The 18,259-nt window shown below is 37.3% G+C and carries 18 protein-coding genes; 14 read left to right on the top strand and 4 right to left on the bottom strand.

From position 1 onward, the window contains the following. Positions 1–38: 38 nt before the first annotated feature. Positions 39–518, bottom strand: a complete 480-nt coding sequence (locus KI369_RS13160; RefSeq protein WP_144612242.1) for a free L-methionine (R)-S-oxide reductase MsrC — start codon at positions 516–518, stop codon at positions 39–41. A 147-nt stretch (positions 519–665) separates the two neighbouring features. Here KI369_RS13160 and refZ point away from each other — a divergent pair, with 147 nt between their 5' ends. Further along, positions 666–1,304, top strand: coding sequence for a forespore capture DNA-binding protein RefZ (refZ, locus tag KI369_RS13165; protein ID WP_212956236.1), 639 nt, complete (start codon positions 666–668; stop codon positions 1,302–1,304). 11 nt (positions 1,305–1,315) lie between these two features. On the opposite strand, the gene KI369_RS13170 is transcribed toward refZ, so the two are convergent. After that, positions 1,316–2,260, bottom strand: a complete 945-nt coding sequence (locus KI369_RS13170) for a DMT family transporter (protein WP_212956237.1) — start codon at positions 2,258–2,260, stop codon at positions 1,316–1,318. Between the two features lie 124 nt (positions 2,261–2,384). Between KI369_RS13170 and KI369_RS13175 the strand changes: the two genes are divergently transcribed. From KI369_RS13175 to KI369_RS13210, 8 genes are all read left to right on the top strand, one after another. Further along, a complete protein-coding gene (locus KI369_RS13175) occupies positions 2,385–3,227 on the top strand; it encodes a LysR family transcriptional regulator (RefSeq protein ID WP_212956238.1) in 843 nt (280 codons plus the stop codon). A gap of 207 nt (positions 3,228–3,434) precedes the next feature. Continuing rightward, complete coding sequence (gene ezrA / locus KI369_RS13180) at positions 3,435–5,147, top strand: septation ring formation regulator EzrA (protein WP_212956239.1); 1,713 nt, start codon at positions 3,435–3,437, stop codon at positions 5,145–5,147. Positions 5,148–5,527: 380 nt separating this feature from the next. Next, positions 5,528–6,670 (top strand): cysteine desulfurase family protein, encoded by a 1,143-nt coding sequence (locus KI369_RS13185; RefSeq protein WP_212956240.1) that lies wholly within the window; start codon positions 5,528–5,530, stop codon positions 6,668–6,670. Between the two features lie 6 nt (positions 6,671–6,676). Next, positions 6,677–7,891 carry a tRNA uracil 4-sulfurtransferase ThiI gene (gene thiI, locus KI369_RS13190; protein WP_212956241.1) on the top strand — a complete coding sequence of 405 codons (1,215 nt, stop codon included), beginning with the start codon at positions 6,677–6,679 and terminating at the stop codon, positions 7,889–7,891. A gap of 80 nt (positions 7,892–7,971) precedes the next feature. Continuing rightward, positions 7,972–8,169, top strand: coding sequence for an alpha/beta-type small acid-soluble spore protein (locus KI369_RS13195; RefSeq protein WP_000124489.1), 198 nt, complete (start codon positions 7,972–7,974; stop codon positions 8,167–8,169). A gap of 175 nt (positions 8,170–8,344) precedes the next feature. Next, positions 8,345–9,931 (top strand): acyl-CoA synthetase MbcS, encoded by a 1,587-nt coding sequence (gene mbcS / locus KI369_RS13200; RefSeq protein ID WP_212956242.1) that lies wholly within the window; start codon positions 8,345–8,347, stop codon positions 9,929–9,931. A 102-nt stretch (positions 9,932–10,033) separates the two neighbouring features. Further along, on the top strand, positions 10,034–10,465 hold the full coding sequence (locus KI369_RS13205) for a VOC family protein (protein ID WP_212956243.1): 432 nt from the start codon (positions 10,034–10,036) through the stop codon (positions 10,463–10,465). 69 nt (positions 10,466–10,534) lie between these two features. Then, complete coding sequence (locus KI369_RS13210) at positions 10,535–12,103, top strand: amidohydrolase (RefSeq protein WP_212956244.1); 1,569 nt, start codon at positions 10,535–10,537, stop codon at positions 12,101–12,103. Positions 12,104–12,210: 107 nt separating this feature from the next. Here the strand turns inward: KI369_RS13210 and KI369_RS13215 are convergent, their stop codons facing one another. Then, positions 12,211–13,014: an NAD kinase gene (locus KI369_RS13215; RefSeq protein ID WP_000785168.1), complete on the bottom strand. Its 804-nt coding sequence runs from the start codon at positions 13,012–13,014 to the stop codon at positions 12,211–12,213. Positions 13,015–13,219: 205 nt separating this feature from the next. On the opposite strand from KI369_RS13215, the gene KI369_RS13220 reads away from it, so the two are divergent. The 5 genes from KI369_RS13220 (at position 13,220) to ackA (ending at position 17,580) form a co-directional block, all read left to right on the top strand. After that, the gene (locus KI369_RS13220) at positions 13,220–13,858 is read left to right on the top strand and encodes a DUF2953 domain-containing protein (protein WP_212956245.1); all 639 of its coding nucleotides are present in this window, start codon (positions 13,220–13,222) and stop codon (positions 13,856–13,858) included. 12 nt (positions 13,859–13,870) lie between these two features. Further along, positions 13,871–14,266, top strand: coding sequence for a GerW family sporulation protein (ytfJ, locus tag KI369_RS13225; protein ID WP_000350005.1), 396 nt, complete (start codon positions 13,871–13,873; stop codon positions 14,264–14,266). Positions 14,267–14,400: 134 nt separating this feature from the next. After that, entirely contained in the window at positions 14,401–14,901 is a 501-nt protein-coding gene (tpx, locus tag KI369_RS13230; protein WP_060632534.1) for a thiol peroxidase, read from the top strand. A gap of 199 nt (positions 14,902–15,100) precedes the next feature. Continuing rightward, a complete protein-coding gene (locus KI369_RS13235) occupies positions 15,101–16,087 on the top strand; it encodes a class I SAM-dependent methyltransferase (RefSeq protein WP_212956246.1) in 987 nt (328 codons plus the stop codon). 299 nt (positions 16,088–16,386) lie between these two features. After that, entirely contained in the window at positions 16,387–17,580 is a 1,194-nt protein-coding gene (gene ackA / locus KI369_RS13240) for an acetate kinase (protein WP_000034570.1), read from the top strand. Between the two features lie 28 nt (positions 17,581–17,608). Here ackA and KI369_RS13245 read toward each other — a convergent pair whose 3' ends face one another. Then, a complete protein-coding gene (locus KI369_RS13245) occupies positions 17,609–18,043 on the bottom strand; it encodes an NUDIX hydrolase (RefSeq protein WP_212956247.1) in 435 nt (144 codons plus the stop codon). Positions 18,044–18,259: the final 216 nt, after the last annotated feature.

Raw genomic sequence — 18,259 nt, forward strand, 5'->3', positions numbered from 1 at the left:
ACGTGATGTACGCAATCGATAACTCGCTCTTTTCTTTTTTAAATATGTTTTAGGAGTGTTTCCACAAACTTTTCTAAATAGCGCTGATCTACTTCATCAAAACGATTTTTTTCAGGGCTATCAATATCAAGTACACCAATGACAGTTTCTTCTTTCACGATTGGTACAACGATTTCTGAATTCGAAGCACTATCGCAAGCGATATGTCCTGGGAATTGGTGAACGTCTGCTACAAGCTGCGTTGTTTTCGTTTCAGCTGCAACGCCGCAAACGCCTCGTCCAAATGGAATGCGCACACAAGCTGGCATTCCTTGGAATGGTCCAAGAACAAGCTGATTTCCTTCTGTTACGTAAAAGCCAACCCAATTTACACGATCTAAAAATTGGTTTAATAATGCGGACGCATTTGATAAGTTTGCGACTACGTTTGGTTCGCCAGTTAATAATGCATCCAGTTGTTTAATTACTGTCTCATATTGCTGCACGCGAGATCCTGCATAACTTTCTTTAGTAAACATGGAAACAGCTCCTTTTTTATCGAGATGTGTAAAATATTAGCAAAATACGATGTATTTCACATGACTTTGTCGATAGAAAATTAAAGGAATTTGTCTTAAAAGTCAAGAAATTTAAACTATAGCTGTTCAGTGAGAGGAAGTGAACGCATGAAACAGACGAAACAAAAAGTAATTGATGCGGCAATATCGTTGTTTAACACGAAAGGTTATGATGGAACGTCGGTGCGAGACATTGCAAAGCGAGCGGATGTGAATGTAGCGAATATTTCATATTATTTTGCTGGAAAGCAAGGCCTATTAGAGCAGCTTATTACTGATTTTTTAGAAGGGTATATTCATGTGATTGAAACGTCCTTTGAACAGAGAGAATATTTGTCGGCTAAAGATGTGATGGTGCAAATGGTGCGGGGAATTTTACGATATCAATTTGATAATAGGGAACTGACACGTTTCTTCTACCGAGAGCTTTCACTAGATACGACATTAATTCGCGAAGTGATGACCGTTTATTTTTCTAAAGAAAGATATTATATAGAGCAAGTGATTAGACAGGGACAAATGAAACAAGAGTTTAAGAAGGTATCTTTTACAATGTTTATGACGCAATTAAAAGGCATGATGAATATGCCTTTTTTATACCCGCAATATATATCAGAAGTGCTGCATTCTTTTCCGTCTGAGACATTTTTCTTAGAAATGTACACGAAAGAAATTGAACAATGGATGGAACAAACATTATGTATAACGAATATGTATCAGGAATGGCCAAGAGCTGTTCATATGTGAAAAATCCCCACCTAACGAACTGAGGTGGGGATTTTTGTGCTTTTTCTTCTTTGCCATACATTGTTGCATAATAGCGCGATAATTGTTAATGAGGCTCCGGCAATTTCAATTTTGTCGACTGTATAACCTCGAAAGACGGAACCGATAAGTGCAAGTACAGGAACTAAATTCATAAATAATATACCGTTAATAGATGAAATATAGCGATTTCCTGTGTTCCAGCAAAATACAGCGATAACACCTGCAATAATCGACATATAAAGGAGTTCAAAACGAACGTTCATAATTGTACGAAGTGACGGCACAGTAACGATGTTTGTATAAGTGAAGAAAGTGACAATAACGATGAGTGAAATCGAGCCGAATAAACAAGTTAACGTCGTATACCTGAGTGGTGACCAAGATTGAAAACGAGCACCGCCGTTTGTGTAAATGACCCAGCAAATAACGCCGCATAGCATAAGTATATTTGTTGAGAGGTGACTGGCAGCTCCAAATAATAAGTGAATATTTCCCTTTGAAATGACAAGCATAACACCGAGCAATGCAACAAACATACAAAGGAATGTGTAGTTTTGTGGGCGTTTGTTTTTCGTTATCCACTGCAATAATAAAGCGATGAGTGGCATAAGAGATTGAATCATCGCGGCATGGATGGCTCCAGCAGGTCCGGCAAGTTGTTGACCGTAAAAAATGAGGAAACCATATCCAGCGAAACCGACAGTTCCGTAAAAAAATAAAGAAAGTGTTCTTTTTTCTAGGCGGAGTGAAGCTTTTCCTTCAGTAATGAATAGCAAAATAAGAAAAATAATAGCTGCTGATCCGTATCGGATAGTTGTGAAGAAGAACGGATCGATAAACTGCAGGGCATTTGCCATGACAGGAAACATAAATCCCCAAGCCGTTACAGCAAGTAAGCATAGGAGGGATCCGAGTAGCATTTGTTTTTTGTCCAAGAGTATCTTTCCCCTTTACATTTCGTTATAGTAAGTTGATGAAATAAGTATAAAGAGTAATTGTTTATAGAAGGAAATATCGATTTTTTATGACAGTTATAACTTTTTGTTAGAGGTGTGTACGATGGATTTAGAGGCAGTACGATCGTTTATTGAAGTGAAGAATACGCGAAGCTTATCAAAGGCAAGTAAGCTTTTACATATTTCTCAACCGGCGCTTAGTAAGCAAATTCAAAGGTTAGAAGCGGATTTAGAGGTTATTTTACTAAAGCGTTCCGCGCAAGGAGTAGAGTTAACAAGTGCTGGAGAGTTATTCATAACAAGAATGTTACCGGTTTTGGAACACATACATGAAGTGAAAAGCGAAATGAAGAATTTTCAAGAAAAGCGGAAAATTTCTATAGGCATATTGCCAAGTTTAGCAGCGCATTATATATCAAAATGTAAAGATGTATTAGGTGACGGGTTCGAAGTAGAATGGAAAATTGAACATACGAAAGTATTAATGGGGCTCTTTAAAGAACGAAAGATTGAAGCGATGTTCATCGATTCGGTAGTAGAAGACGCTGTGTGTATAAAAGAAATACGAGAAGAAAAAATTGTTTGTGTCGTTTCAAATGATCATCTTTATAAAGAGAAAATAGTAATTCGAATGGAAGATTTGCAAAATGAAAAGTTAATCGTATATCCAGAAATCTGTGATGTAAGAAAAATGATTACAAATATGTTTCATGGGATAGGTGCGAAACCAATCATTGCATTTGAAACTTCTTATGCAGAACCGATGCTTGCGATGGTCAGTGCTGGACTTGGTATTACGTTACTTCCAGAAATGTCAGTAGAGCAAGCAGTAAGGCAAGGAAATGTGCATGCGATTTCTATTGAGCCACCACTTGTACGCAAAATTTATTTCGCATCTCATATGGAAGAGTACCTATTATTACAATCATTTGACGATGAGAGATAATCCAAACGGAATATTGAGAAAGATTACAATTGCATTGAAAGAAACATGAAATTTTAAAAAAAACTAGGTCAAAAACAAGCCATTACATGGTATGATTAGTACATTGTTAGTTGTTAAATATAGGGGAATTCCCTTTTTATACATAATGCCTTCCATTTCATAAACGGAACGGACAAAAAAAGAGATATAACTAGGAGGCTTTTTTGCATGGATTCTATCCTGACGATCGTTATCATTGTAGTAAGCTCTATTCTAGTGCTGCTCATGATAGAGCTTGTGATAAGAAATCGTTCATATAAAGATATTGAAGCACTGGAGCAGTGGAAACAAGAGATAAAAGATAAACCTGTGGCAGATGAACTAAAACGGGTAAAAGATTTAAATATGACGGGTCAAACAGAAGAGCTGTTTGGTAAATGGCGTGAAGAATGGGATGAAATTGTATCAACAACCCTTCCGAAAGCTGACAAAGATTTAGCGCAAGCGCGAAAATTCGCCTCGCAATTCTCCTTCCGCAAAGCAAAGCATGCGATGAATGAATCCATAAGTGGTTTAGATGACGCTGATAATCGTATTACAGATATTTTAAATGAATTACAGCAATTGTTAGAAAGCCATGAAAAAAATAGCTCGGAAATTGAAGAGTTACGTGATACATATCGTAGTATGAAGAAGAGTGTTCTTGCTCATAGACATATGTATGGAGCAGCAGAGCAGAAAATTGAAGAGATGCTAGACGCCGAATCTAATAAATTTAAAAGCTTTGAAGAGGCAACAGATAATGGTGACTATTTAAAAGCGAGAGAAATTGTTATTAGTTTAGAAGAAGGTTTGGCAAGCTTAGAAATCATTATTCACCAAATTCCAGATTTATTGGTAGAGTGTCAAGCGACGTTACCAGTGCAGCTGGAAGATTTATTGCACGGACATAATGATATGGTAAGACAAGGTTATGTATTAGAGTATTTGGAAATCCCTAAAGAAGTTCGTGATATGACGAAACAACTACAAACATGTTTAATGGATATACAGGAGCTTCATATAACGGAAGCGGCTGAAAAAGTAGAAAACTTAAAAATGCGTTTAGATGGCTTCTATGATCAACTGGAACAAGAAGTACATGCGAGACATTATGTGGAGCAAAAAACACTTTCTGTTTATGAAGACTTAGAAGAAATTCGCACTGAAACGATTGAAACAAAAGCAGAAACACAACTTGTGAAACAAAGTTATCAGTTACAAGATAAGGACATTGAGTCTCAAAAAGTAATTGAAAAGCAAATGCACATTTTAATGAAACGTTTTGAAATGCTGCAATTACGCGTTGCTGAACAAGATATTGCCTTCTCTATTATTCGTGAGGAACTAGAAGAGGTTTATGAGCAATGTGAAACTTTAAAAGTACTTCATGCAGAATATAAAGAAATGCTGCAAACGATGCGTAAAGAAGAATTTGAAGCACGTGAGAAGTTACAAGAAATGCGAAATACTATTTTCGAAACGAAACGCTTCATGCAAAAGTCGAATTTACCAGGTCTTCCAGAGAGCATTATGGAAGATCTAAAAAGAGGACAAATGGCAATGCAAGCTGTATATGAACAGTTAGAAGTGAAGCCGTTAAATATGAACGCTGTAAATAGCAGTTTAGAAGAAGCGTACACAACTGTTAATGGTGTAGCTGAAATGACAGAAGAGTTAATTGGACAAGCGTATTTAGTTGAAAAATTAATTCAATACGGTAATCGTTACCGCAGTCATGATGAGAGCCTTGCAGAGAGCTTAAATTATGCGGAGAAATTATTCCGTGAATATCAATACGATGCAGCTTTAGAACAAGCGGCTTCTATACTAGAGCAACTTGAACCTGGCGTTGTTCAAAAAATAGCTGAATATGTAGACAATGAACAAACCCTTTCATAAGGGTTTGTTTTTTTGTGTAATTTTGCAGACGATGTTGCTATAATGAATAGCGGAATACAGTAAGGTTATTCGTTTTAATATAAGGTGAAACTGTAATCGGTAGAGCCATCCTCACTAATTATTGACCTTCACAATCGGGATAAAGTGAAACTTTAATCAGTGGGGGTTTTCTTCATCCCTCACTGATTATTAGTTGAACCAATCGGACTTTTATGGGTAGTTGATCCCCCACCTAGATTCTTTGCTTTCGCTAAATTTTGAGGTGGGGGTCTTACTACCCGTTAAAGCGGGATAAAATGGAACCTTTGAGTAGTCTTAGCGTAATTACACGTATTTGTGATATGATTATATGATGTGACAGCGCTGAAAGGGGAAGAACGATGATCTATTTTGATAATAGTGCGACGACGAAGCCATATCCAGAAGCTCTTCAATCGTATGTAACGGTTGCAGGGAAATATTTTGGGAATCCTTCTTCTATTCATTCGCTTGGAGGAGAGGCAGAGCGTCTATTAACACAATCAAGAACGATTGCAGCGCAGCTTCTTCACGTTAAACCTTCTGAGATTATTTTCACATCAGGTGGAACGGAAGGGAATAACCTTGCGATTAAAGGAATAGCGATGAGGAATCGTTCGCGCGGTAAACATATCATTACAACAAATATTGAACACGCGTCTGTGTTTGAAGCATATAAACAATTAGAAGATCTCGGTTTTGATGTAACATATTTACCGGTTAATGAGCATGGTGTTGTATCGGTAGAGGATATAAAACGAGCACTTCGTGAAGATACGATTCTTGTTTCAATTATTCACGTGAACAACGAGACTGGAGCAATTCAGTCTGTTGCTGAAATTGGAACGTTATTATCGAATTATCCGAAAATAAGATTCCATGTGGATCATGTACAAGGGATAGGAAAAGTACCGCTTGATTTATATGCTTCTCATATTGATCTTTGCTCAATATCTGGACATAAATTCCACAGTGTAAAAGGAACAGGTCTTCTTTATGTGCGTGATGGCGTAAGGTTAGATCCAATTTTATCAGGTGGTCAACAAGAGCTTAAGTATCGCTCTGGTACAGAAAACTTGCCTGGCATTGTAGCGATGGTGAAAGCACTTCGCATGACAATGGAACAAGTGAAAGAAAAAATAGCTCATTTGCACAATTTACAAACAGAGCTTGTCCGTTTCTTTAAAGGAATGGAAGATGTAACAATTAATACGTCGCTTGCATATGCAGCACCGCACATTTTAAATGTATCATTTGTTGGTTTAAAACCAGAAGTGGTCGTTCATGCTTTAGAAGAGCACGGTGTATATGTATCGACGAAGTCTGCTTGTTCTTCAAAAGCAAATGAAGTGAGCAGAGTGTTAGTGTCAATGGGAGTACCGCATGCCGCTGCTGCAAGTGCTATTCGCATTAGTTTGGCACCAGAAAACACGATGGAAGAAGTAAAACAATTTGAAGGTATTGTGAAAGAGACGATGCCAAAATTATATGAAGTGATGAGGTAAAGAAATATGATGACATATGAATATATTTTAGTTCGTTATGGAGAGATGACGACTAAAGGTAAGAACCGTTCTAAATTTGTAAGCACATTAAAAGATAACGTAAAGTTCAAACTGAAAAAGTTCCCAAATATTAAAATCGATGCAACACATGATCGTATGTACATCCAATTAAATGGCGAAGACCATGAAGCAATTTCTGAAAGATTGAAAGATGTATTTGGTATTCATAAGTTTAACTTAGCGATGAAAGTACCATCAGAATTAGAAGATATTAAAAAAGGTGCATTAGCAGCTTTCTTACAAGTAAAAGGCGATGTGAAAACATTTAAAATTACAGTGCACCGTTCTGATAAGCGCTTCCCGATGAAGACGATGGAGTTACTTCCAGAAATCGGTGGGCACATTTTAGAAAACACAGAGGATATCACAGTAGATGTTCATAATCCAGATGTGAATGTACGTATAGAAATTCGCAGTGGTTACACATATATTATGTGCGGTGAGCGTATGGGAGCTGGCGGTTTACCAGTTGGCGTTGGCGGAAAAGTAATGGTACTTCTTTCTGGTGGTATCGATAGCCCGGTAGCAACGTACTTAACGATGAAACGCGGCGTATCTGTGGAAGCAGTTCACTTCCATAGCCCACCTTTCACAAGCGAGCGTGCAAAACAAAAAGTAATCGATTTAGCACAAGAGTTAACGAAGTACTGTAAACGTGTAACGCTTCACCTTGTTCCATTTACAGACGTGCAAAAAACGATTAATAAAGAAATTCCATCTAGCTATTCAATGACAGTTATGCGCCGTATGATGATGCGTATTACAGAGCGTATCGCAGAAGAGCGTAATGCACTTGCAATCACGACTGGTGAAAGTCTTGGACAAGTAGCAAGCCAAACATTAGATAGTATGCATACGATTAATGAAGTAACAAACTATCCAGTTATTCGTCCACTTATTACGATGGATAAATTAGAAATTATTAAAATCGCTGAAGAAATCGGCACATATGATATTTCAATTCGTCCGTACGAAGATTGCTGTACAGTATTCACGCCAGCAAGCCCAGCGACGAAGCCGAAGCGTGAAAAAGCGAATCGTTTTGAAGCGAAATACGATTTCACACCATTAATCGATGAAGCTGTAGCAAATAAAGAAACAATGGTATTACAAACAGTAGAAGTAGTGGCGGAAGAAGAAAAATTCGAAGAACTTTTCTAAAACCATAAATTACCATATCTAAAACGTGTATGAAGTCATGTTATTTATCACACTCTATACTCACAAGGAGGTGATATAACATGGCACGTAGCACAAATAAATTAGCGGTTCCTGGTGCTGAATCAGCATTAGACCAAATGAAATACGAAATCGCTCAAGAGTTTGGTGTTCAACTTGGAGCGGATGCAACAGCTCGCGCTAACGGTTCTGTTGGTGGCGAAATTACTAAACGTCTAGTTTCACTAGCTGAGCAACAATTAGGCGGTTACCAAAAATAATCCCATATACGATGGCTTAGAAAGAGCGGGTTCTCCCGCTCTTTCTTTTTGTTGTTTGCACCGTTATACATTCATTTCGACATAGACATAAAAAATTTGTCAAAAGAAGAGGGTTCAAAATAGACAGAAAATTCTTTATTATATAAGGGAGGCATAAAGAAAAAGGAGGATGTTTATGAAGAGAGAGGAATTGTTGGCGCCGCCGTCTTATAATTTAGTTTCTGAAATAGAGAAATATACAGGTGATAAAGGGAAATTAGCTTTAATTTGGCAAGATGATAAAGGGAATAGACGAGAAGTTACATACGCTGAGTTAATGAAAGGTGCGAATAAAATTGGAAACGCTTTTATAAAGAGTGGCCTACAAAAAGGGGACAAGCTTCTTATTATGATGCCGCGTTTAATTGAAGCGTACATGACGTATATCGCTGCGATTAAAGCAGGATTTGTCGTAATTCCGAGTTCGGAAATGTTACGTAAAAAAGATATTGAATACCGTATTGGACACGGGGAAGTAAAAGCAATTGTAAGTTATGAACCTTACATTGGACAGTTTGATGATATAGAAGCGATGGAATCCCTTCGAAAGTTCGTTCTGAGCGAGCAGTCAGTAGATGGATGGATCAATTTAAAAACAGCGTTAGAAACAGAAAGTGACATGTTAGAAATGGCGAAGACAGATAAAGAAGATATGGTCTTTTTATCTTACACGTCAGGAACGACAGGAAATCCAAAAGGTGTTGTTCATACGCATGCGTGGGCATACGCTCATTTACGTACGAGCGCTCCGAATTGGCTCGGAATTGAAGAAAATGATGTTGTATGGGCAACGGCTAGTCCAGGGTGGCAGAAGTGGATTTGGAGCCCATTTTTAGCAACTCTCGGATCAGGGGCAACAGGATTTGTATACAACGGTAAATTTGAACCAAAAACGTATTTAAATTTATTAGATAATAATAAGGTGAATGTGCTTTGTTGTACGCCTACTGAGTATAGATTAATGGCAAAGGTAGAAGACTTAAGTGAATACAATTTAGAAGCGTTACATAGCGCTGTATCCGCAGGTGAGCCGTTAAATAGAGAAGTCATTGAAACATTCCAAAAGCACTTTCATATTACAGTGAGAGACGGCTATGGGCAAACGGAAAATACATTGCTTGTTGGTGTAATGAAAGGAATGGATATTAGACCAGGATCAATGGGAAAACCAACGCCAGGCAACCACGTTGATATTGTAGATGAGGAAGGTATTCCGGTACAGGTAGGAGAAGTTGGTGATATTGCAGTTCACATGGAAACACCAGCCCTATTTAAACAATATTATAAAGATGATGAGCGCACAGCGATGCAATTCCGCGGTGATTATTATATTACTGGTGATAAAGCGAAGAAAGATGAAGACGGCTATTTCTGGTTTGAAGGGCGCGGTGATGATATTATTATTAGCTCTGGTTATACAATCGGACCGTTTGAAGTAGAAGATGCACTTGTAAAACATCCTTACGTAAGAGAGTGTGCGGTTGTTGCAAGTCCGGATGAAATTCGCGGAAGTGTCGTGAAGGCATTTATCGTATTAAGAGAGAATATAGACAAGAACGAAGAAACATTAATTCCAGCACTCCAACAACACGTCAAAGACCTCACTGCACCATATAAATACCCTCGCAAAATTGAATTTGTAGATGAACTACCAAAAACGATTTCTGGAAAAATTCGCCGTATTGAACTTAGAAAACAAGAGATGGAGATTCCGTCAAAATAATTTTGAAAACAGTGAAGGAAATAGTTGAATGAAATGGCAAACAATGATAAGATGAAAACGAACATAAGTTCGATTTTATAAATTAAAAAAAGAGGTGTCCGTATGATTTTAGGTATTAATCCGTACTTAGTTTTAGATGGTAGTGGGCAAGAGGCTGTACAGTTTTATAAAGAAGCGTTAGATGCAAATGTAGAAGTCATGCAAACTTTTGGTGACATGCCTGAAAATCCAGAATATCCGATTCCAGCTGAGGCGAAAGAGCGCGTTTTACATGCTACTTTAAAAGTTGGTAATACGGACCTTATGATTTCTGATACATTCCCAGGTCAAGGGCATGCAATCGGATCTCAAGTAACGATCGCAATTCAAATTAGTAATGCAGAAAAAGCGAAAGAAGTATTCGAAAAGTTACAAGAAGGTGGAGAAGTTATTATGCCACTTCAAGAAACGTTCTGGAGCCCAGCATACGGACAACTAAAAGATAAATTTAGCATTGAATGGCAAATCACAACGAACCCCACTGAACAAAAGTAATTTTTAGAAAAGCACCATGTTTTGAAATGGTGCTTTTTTTTATACAATAAAAAAAAGGAGATGGGATATATGGGAGAAATTTGGTATGGCGGCACCATTTATACAATGCGAGAAGAGAATGAAAAAGTGGACGCTGTTTATGTTGCAAACGGTATGATCGTTGATGTCGGGAGTAAAGAAGAGTTAGAAGACCGATATGCTACGGTTAAATTGCACGATTTAGAAGGCAAAACGATGATTCCAGGTCTCGTTGATAGTCATATGCATCTTATTGGGCATGGAGAGAGGTTACTCCGTCTAGATTTATCAAACTGCACATCTTATAGCGAAGTGCTGACTCTCGTGCGGAAGCGAGTGGAAGAAGCTCCAAAGGGCTCTTGGGTTATTGGGGAAGGATGGAATGAAAATAATTTTAAAGATACAAAACAAGTTCATGCACGTGATTTAGATGAGATTTCTAAAGAACATCCGATTTTATTAAAGCGTGTTTGTCGTCACGTGACATGGGTGAATTCATACATACTGCAAGAAGCGAACATAACAGAAGAGACGCAAGACCCGAAAGGCGGGAAAATTGGCCGTGATTCATCAAATATGTTAACAGGCCTTTTATATGAACAAGGGCAAGAATTAATTAAATATGTGCAGCCGGAAATTGATGAAGTTTATTTAAAAAGAGCCCTGCAAACAGCAATTAAAGACTGCTGGCAATATGGTCTTGTTGGTGGGCATACAGAAGATTTAAATTATTACGGTGGCTTTAGAAAAACGCACAATGCGTTTTCTCATGTTATAAAGGAAATGCCATTTAAAGCGCATTTACTCGTTCACCATGAAGTAGCATATGAACGAAAAGAATATGAAAATGAACATTATATTGAATTTGGGGCGATGAAAATTTTTTCTGATGGTTCTTTTGGCGGAAGAACAGCTTTATTAAGTGAACCGTATGAAGATGCGAAGGAAACAAATGGGGTTGCAATCTTCTCACGTGAAGAACTTGCAGAATTAGTGAAGAAGGCACGAGACTTACATATGCCAGTTGCGATTCATACTATCGGTGACTTATCGCTTGAATATGTCATTGATGCACTCGAATTGTATCCACCAGCAGAAGGATTACGCGACCGCATTATTCATTGTCAGCTTGCTCGTGAAGAGTTGATTGAAAGAATGAAAAATTTGCAAGTCATTATCGATATACAGCCAGTCTTTCTTTCGTCAGATTTTCCGTCAGTCATTGAAAAACTAGGGGAACACCGTCTTCGTTATGCGTACGCTTGGAAGACATTACTGGGAGCAGGATTACACTGCAACGGTGGATCTGACGCACCAATTGAACAAGTAAATCCGTTTTTAGGCATATATAGCGCTGTTACACGCAGAAGTTTTATTGACGGTGTATGCTATATGCCTGAGGAAAGATTAACGGTATATGAGGCTGTTTCTCTATTTACAACAGGAAGTGCCTATGCAATCGGAAAAGAAGCGAAGCGAGGACAAATTACAAAAGGATATGAAGCAGACTTTACGATATTAGACCGCAATGTTTTTGAAATTGAGGCAGAAGAAATAAAGAAAGTACAAGCAGAAATGACCGTAATTGATGGGAAGATTGTGTATAGGAAAGACGAGTGAAAATATATCGACTTACCGACAACAGCTAACAAGAATATTGGCCGATAGCGAGAGAAATAAATAACCGCAGAATTATGGGATCTCATAATTCTGCGGTTATTTTAATCTTATAAAAACGTTCTCTGTACTTTTTCCCAGAAAGAGTTGTTTTTTAATTTAACTGTTTTAATTTGTTTATCGCTTAAGCGTACAACAGCTTTTTCCACTTGTTTAATGCTAAGCGCTTCATTATCCATACCGATAACAGGATAATCGTTACCGTCTGGTCTTAGTTTTAAAGTTAATGTACGTTCGTGATTTAAAATGAACGGTGAACCGAGCGTGCGGTATGTGTTGTTATTTAAAGATGCTAATTCACTTACTTGGAAGCACGGGATAAGCGGATCAACAACTGCACCACGTAACGATTTATTGTAAGCTGTACTTCCTGTTGGGGTAGAAACAACTAAACCATCGCCTCTAAATGTTTCGAAATATAAATCATCAACGTGAACATCTACAACGAATGTTTTAATAATGCTAGAACGTAATGAGAACTCATTTAAACAATGGAAAGATGTGCTACCATCCACATCTACCTCAATTGTTGGATATTTTCGCACTTCAATTTCATTTTTTGTAATTTCTTGAAGGGCTGTATCAACGTGATCAATATGGAAATCGCAGTAGAATGAAATTTCATCTTTCGTAGAAATCCCTGCGTATAAACAATCTTCCCTAAAACCAGTTTTACGAACGGCTTGTAAGAAAGTTGCATCATCTCCAACACTGACGATAGCGTTTGCATTTTTTGGATGATCTAATATGGTAAATCCATTCTCTTCTAAAATACGATAGATTGGTTTCATTTTTTCAACGAGCTTTGCTTTGTCATCACCATAAAAGAAAAATAAATTGCGACGATCTGCCATTATGTATCCCTCCACTGCAGTTAAATTTTCTGTTTTTCGTGCTACATATCATTAGAGTCCGTTCCCTAACGATATGTTCAAATAATATATTTCGATATAAATTGTCAAAATACCTTTTTATTTTTAGAAAAATTTTTATATTCAATCTTATGGGACTCTGTTTAATGATGAATAAAGTTGTCGATAATGGGTACGGAGTGAAAGGATGATACGTATGAAGTGGCTCGCAATTGGAATAATAATTCTTCTCCTTTTTATTTTGTTTATACTATTGTCGAAAATAAAGCTTAAGGTGACATTTTTATATTCAGAAATGGAAAAGCAATGTTTGCTTCAAGTGAAAATATGGATGATTCGATATACATTTGATGTGTTGGAAAGAATTGAAAAACAGCAGAAGAAAACAGGACAAAAAATCGAAAAAGCTGAAGAGGATGGCGGATTAGATAATAAAATTATAGCGCAACTTGATAGTATGGGTGAGCTGATAAAAAAGCTGCAAGAAGTTCATACTATTGTTAAAGATTTTCTCAAACGAGTGAAAATCAATGGTTGGAAATGGCATACGCAAATTGGAGCAGGCGACGCAGCTAGTACTGGAATTGTCACTGGATATGCATGGGGGACAAAAGGAATGGCTGCTGGAGTTGTAGGACAATATATGCATATTGTCGACGTACCAGAGTTTGAAATTACCCCTGTTTTTCAAGGGAAAGGATTTGCGTCAAGGTGTGAGTTAACGGCATCTTTTCGTATATTCCGTACTATAAAAACAGCGGTAAAATTACTCGTATTTATGAGAAGACAAAGATCTGGTACGACAGAAAAATCTGTTCAAGCATAGGGGGGATATAGAATGGACCATCCAATTCAAGGTTTAATGACAACCGCAATGCAGCATTTAAAACAAATGACTGATGTAAATACAATTGTCGGTGACCCAATTAAAGCGGCAGATGGAAGTGTAATTCTTACCGTTTCGAAAGTAAGTTTCGGCTTTGCCGCTGGTGGAAGTGAATTTGGTAAAGTAGAACATTCAGGCCGTCATCCATTTGGCGGGGGAAGCGGTGGAGGAGTTTCTATTAATCCTGTTGCTTTTCTTGTTATAAATGGAGAAGGTGTAAAAGTGTTGCATTTAGATAAGCAAACACATGTCATTGATAAAATAATTGAATTAGCGCCACAAGCTGTTGATAAAGTGAAGGAAATGATGGATAAACGAAAAGAAGACGATCCTGAATTTCAAATTTAACGAATAAAGAAGCTGATCAATGGATTAGCTTCTTTAATTTTTTTGTAAATAAAGCGATTTTATTTGCATTATCGATAGGGACAAACTATCATTTACATTGTACATATTTTGTTTAAATAAGGGAGGATTTTCAAGTGGCAAACGTAACTTTTAAAGGTAATCCAATGACTTTAGTTGGAACAGAAGTTAAAGTTGGCGATCAAGCGCCAAACTTCCAAGTATTAGCAAATGACTTATCTCCAGTAAGTTTAGAAACATACAAAGGCGAAGTAAAATTAATTAGTGTTGTACCTTCAATCGACACAGGTGTGTGTGATGCACAAACACGTCGTTTTAACCAAGATGCAGCAGGTATTGAAAACGCGAAAGTATTAACAATTAGCGCTGATTTACCATTCGCTCAAAAACGCTGGTGTGCAGCAAACGGTTTAGAAAATGTTGTAACACTTTCTGACCACCGTGACCTTTCATTCGGTGAAGCTTACGGCTTAGTAATGAAAGAACTTCGTTTACTTGCTCGTGCAGTATTCGTAGTAGATAGCAACGACAAAGTAGTTTACGTAGAATACGTAAATGAAGGTACAAGCCATCCAAACTATGAAGCAGCATTAGAAGCAGCAAAATCTGCGAAGTAATGTGAAGAAAATGACCTCTTATAAAGAGGTCGTTTTTTCTCATATATTGCTGCGTAATGGTATCAATATATGAGAAAAAACGTTATATCATATATAATTGAAAGGGGAGCTCTTTGCAGGAGGTCGCTTTTTCTTTTTGGAAAAAAACACTTTGTGGTATGATATAAGTTATGTGTAAAAGAGAGAAGGAGGAATGTACGTGAGTCAGACAGTAGAAACATTATTTTCTATTTTTGATTCTTCTGCGGTAGTTTTACGTAAAGAATTAGATGTAACATATTTAGAGGCGCTTGTAGAAACAGGTGATAACTTGTTTGAAGGAGCGATTTTACAAGAGGAATTATCCGAATCAGCAATTGAAAGGCTGAATCGTGAATATAGTACGTTTAATGAAGAAACATATAAAGGTGAAGAAATTCGTAAAGCATTTCAGTTAGCCATTTTAAAAGGAATGAAAGAAGGCGTACAAGCGAATCACGAAATGACGCCTGACGCAGTTGGCATGTTCATGAGCTACTTATTCCATAAATTTATGCAAGGTCAAAACGAAATTACTGTGTTAGATCCTGCAATTGGAACAGGTAACTTAATGACTACATTGTTTAATAGCGCCAAAGAAGGACTAGCAATGAGTGGATTTGGTGTAGAAGTGGATGAAGTGCTAATTAAACTTGCTTTAGTAAATGCGAATTTACAAAAGCATGCAATCGAATTCTTCCATCAAGATGGACTAGCGCCACTTTATATTGATCCAGTTGATGCAGTCGTTTCAGACTTGCCGATTGGTTACTATCCAAATGAAATCGGTGCAAGCGAATATAAGTTAAAAGCAGATGAAGGAATGTCGTATGCACATCACTTATTTATTGAACAAAGTGTGAAACATACGAAAGAAGGCGGATACTTATTCTTCTTAGTACCAAACTTCATTTTTGAAAGTGATCAAGCACCAAAGTTACATGCATTTATTAAAGAAACATGTTTTATTCAAGGACTATTGCAACTACCTGTTTCCATGTTTAAAAACGAGAAAAATGCAAAAAGTATATTTGTTCTCCAAAAGAAAGGCCCTAGTGTAACGATGCCAAAACAGGCGTTATTAGTGGAGTTACCTAAATTCTCCAACATGAAGGCGATGGAGGACATTATGGACCAATTAAATACTTGGTTTGCAACGCATAAATAAGGTTAAGTATATGTAACAGGGTTAGTGATTTATGTAGTACAGTTTTATATGATATGTCATATTTTTAAATATATTCAAGATTTAACTGAATTTTTTTGAAATCTGTAATATATTTTTTTTCTTGGTGTTACAATTTTTTCACTTGAAATATATGTCGTACGATGTTTAAATTAAAATCGTGAGTATAAAATTTGCTAATGATGAAACGTTTTCATATTTAGTAAATTTAATTAGATAAAATCGAGCGGTTTGTGGAAACATCCACACAACTACCAAGAGAAAAAGGGGCGAAAGACTAGATGTCAAAAATCATCGCGATTAACGCAGGAAGCTCTTCCTTAAAATTCCAATTATTTGAAATGCCAAGTGAAACAGTATTAACAAAAGGTTTAGTAGAACGTATCGGTTTAGAAGATAGTATCTTCACTATTACTGTAGATGGCGAAAAACAAAAAGAAATTACAAACATTCCAGATCACGCAGTAGCAGTTAATATGCTTCTTAAAAAATTAACTGAAAACGGAATCGTTAAATCTCTAGACGAGATTGGCGGTATCGGTCACCGTGTTGTTCACGGTGGCGAAAAATTTGCTGACTCTGTTTTAATTACTGATGAAGTATTAGCTGATATCGAAGAATTAAGCGATTTAGCACCACTTCATAACCCAGCAAACATTGTTGGTATTAAAGCATTCCAAGAAGTATTACCAAACGTACCAGCAGTAGCAGTATTCGATACAGCATTCCACCAAACAATGCCGGAATCTGCATTCCTATACAGCTTACCATATGAGTACTACGAAAAGTTCGGCATCCGTAAATACGGTTTCCACGGAACTTCTCATAAATATGTAACTGAGCGTGCGGCTGAACTATTAGGTCGTCCACTTGAAAGCTTAAGCTTACTTTCTTGTCACTTAGGTAACGGTGCAAGTATCGCAGCAGTAGAAGGCGGTAAATCTATCGATACTTCTATGGGCTTCACTCCACTTGCTGGTGTAACAATGGGTACACGTTCTGGTAACCTTGACCCTGCATTAATTCCATACATCATGGAAAAAACAGGCCAAACAGTAGAAGAAGTAGTTAACGTATTAAACAAGAAGAGTGGTATGTTAGGTCTTACTGGTTACTCTAGTGACCTACGTGACATTATTGCGAAAGAAGAAGAAGGCGACCACCGTGCGAAAGTAGCACTTGATGTATTCGTAAGCCGTATCCACAAATACATCGGTTCTTACACTGCTCGTATGAAAGGTGTAGACGCAATCATCTTCACAGCTGGTGTAGGGGAAAACAGTGCAATTATTCGTGAGCGCGTATTAGAAGGCCTTGAGTACATGGGCGTATACTTCGACGTAAAACGTAATAACGTATTCGGTGAAGAAGCATTCATCAGCTTCCCACACTCTCCAGTAAAAATTATCGTAATTCCAACTGACGAAGAAGTTATGATCGCTCGTGACGTACTACGTCTTGGAGATATTGGTTAATATACTATATGAAAAGACAGACGAGATCCTATAGGATCTCGTCTTTTTTCTGTTGGAGATATTTCAAAATTCCATCTGGATATAGTGCTTTCTCTTTTTGAATGAATGCTGTAACGGGAATCCATTTCGCATACGATACGGTTTGCTCATCTTGTATATTCATTTCTTCCATTTCATATAGTGATGTGTCTAATAAGCGTAAAGAATATAGCTGAATGATTTCATGACCAATTCCCTCATCTAGCTGAAAGATGTTTTCTAAGCAGCCTAAATAATTGGTGATTTCCACTTCTGTATGAAGCTCTTCTTGAAATTCACGAATAACGGTATGTGCTGATTTTTCACCAAGCTCAATTGAACCGCCAAGAGGTCGGTAAAATGTTTCATCGGTTGTATAATATTCTTGTACGAGGAGGCACCCTTGATGTGTAGCAAGACCAAAAGCTTTTGCACGTGGATACATATACAATCACTCCTTATTTATCCCGCTTTAACGGGCAGTAAGACCCCCACCTCAAAATTCAGCGGAAGCAAAGAAGTTAGGTGGGGGATCAACTGTCCGTAAAAGTCCGATTGGTTCAACTAATAATCAGTGGGGGATGAACAAAAACCCCACTGATTAAAGTTTCACTTTATTTTTGTATAATAAATAATTATAATGTGTTTTGTAATAAAAGGT

Origin of the sequence: Bacillus sanguinis (assembly GCF_018332475.1) — a bacterium.
In the GTDB taxonomy this organism is placed as follows: Bacteria; Bacillota; Bacilli; order Bacillales; family Bacillaceae_G; genus Bacillus_A; species Bacillus_A sanguinis.

Bases quoted from the DNA above. Each gene is read 5' to 3' on its own strand.
- KI369_RS13160 (WP_144612242.1), bottom strand. From the start codon at position 518: ATGTTTACTAAAGAAAGTTATGCAGGATCTCGCGTGCAGCAATATGAG.
- refZ (WP_212956236.1), top strand. From the start codon at position 666: ATGAAACAGACGAAACAAAAAGTAATTGATGCGGCAATATCGTTGTTT.
- KI369_RS13175 (WP_212956238.1), top strand. From the start codon at position 2,385: ATGGATTTAGAGGCAGTACGATCGTTTATTGAAGTGAAGAATACGCGA.
- ezrA (WP_212956239.1), top strand. From the start codon at position 3,435: ATGGATTCTATCCTGACGATCGTTATCATTGTAGTAAGCTCTATTCTA.
- KI369_RS13185 (WP_212956240.1), top strand. From the start codon at position 5,528: ATGATCTATTTTGATAATAGTGCGACGACGAAGCCATATCCAGAAGCT.
- thiI (WP_212956241.1), top strand. From the start codon at position 6,677: ATGATGACATATGAATATATTTTAGTTCGTTATGGAGAGATGACGACT.
- KI369_RS13195 (WP_000124489.1), top strand. From the start codon at position 7,972: ATGGCACGTAGCACAAATAAATTAGCGGTTCCTGGTGCTGAATCAGCA.
- mbcS (WP_212956242.1), top strand. From the start codon at position 8,345: ATGAAGAGAGAGGAATTGTTGGCGCCGCCGTCTTATAATTTAGTTTCT.
- KI369_RS13205 (WP_212956243.1), top strand. From the start codon at position 10,034: ATGATTTTAGGTATTAATCCGTACTTAGTTTTAGATGGTAGTGGGCAA.
- KI369_RS13210 (WP_212956244.1), top strand. From the start codon at position 10,535: ATGGGAGAAATTTGGTATGGCGGCACCATTTATACAATGCGAGAAGAG.
- KI369_RS13215 (WP_000785168.1), bottom strand. From the start codon at position 13,014: ATGGCAGATCGTCGCAATTTATTTTTCTTTTATGGTGATGACAAAGCA.
- KI369_RS13220 (WP_212956245.1), top strand. From the start codon at position 13,220: ATGATACGTATGAAGTGGCTCGCAATTGGAATAATAATTCTTCTCCTT.
- ytfJ (WP_000350005.1), top strand. From the start codon at position 13,871: ATGGACCATCCAATTCAAGGTTTAATGACAACCGCAATGCAGCATTTA.
- ackA (WP_000034570.1), top strand. From the start codon at position 16,387: ATGTCAAAAATCATCGCGATTAACGCAGGAAGCTCTTCCTTAAAATTC.
- KI369_RS13245 (WP_212956247.1), bottom strand. From the start codon at position 18,043: ATGTATCCACGTGCAAAAGCTTTTGGTCTTGCTACACATCAAGGGTGC.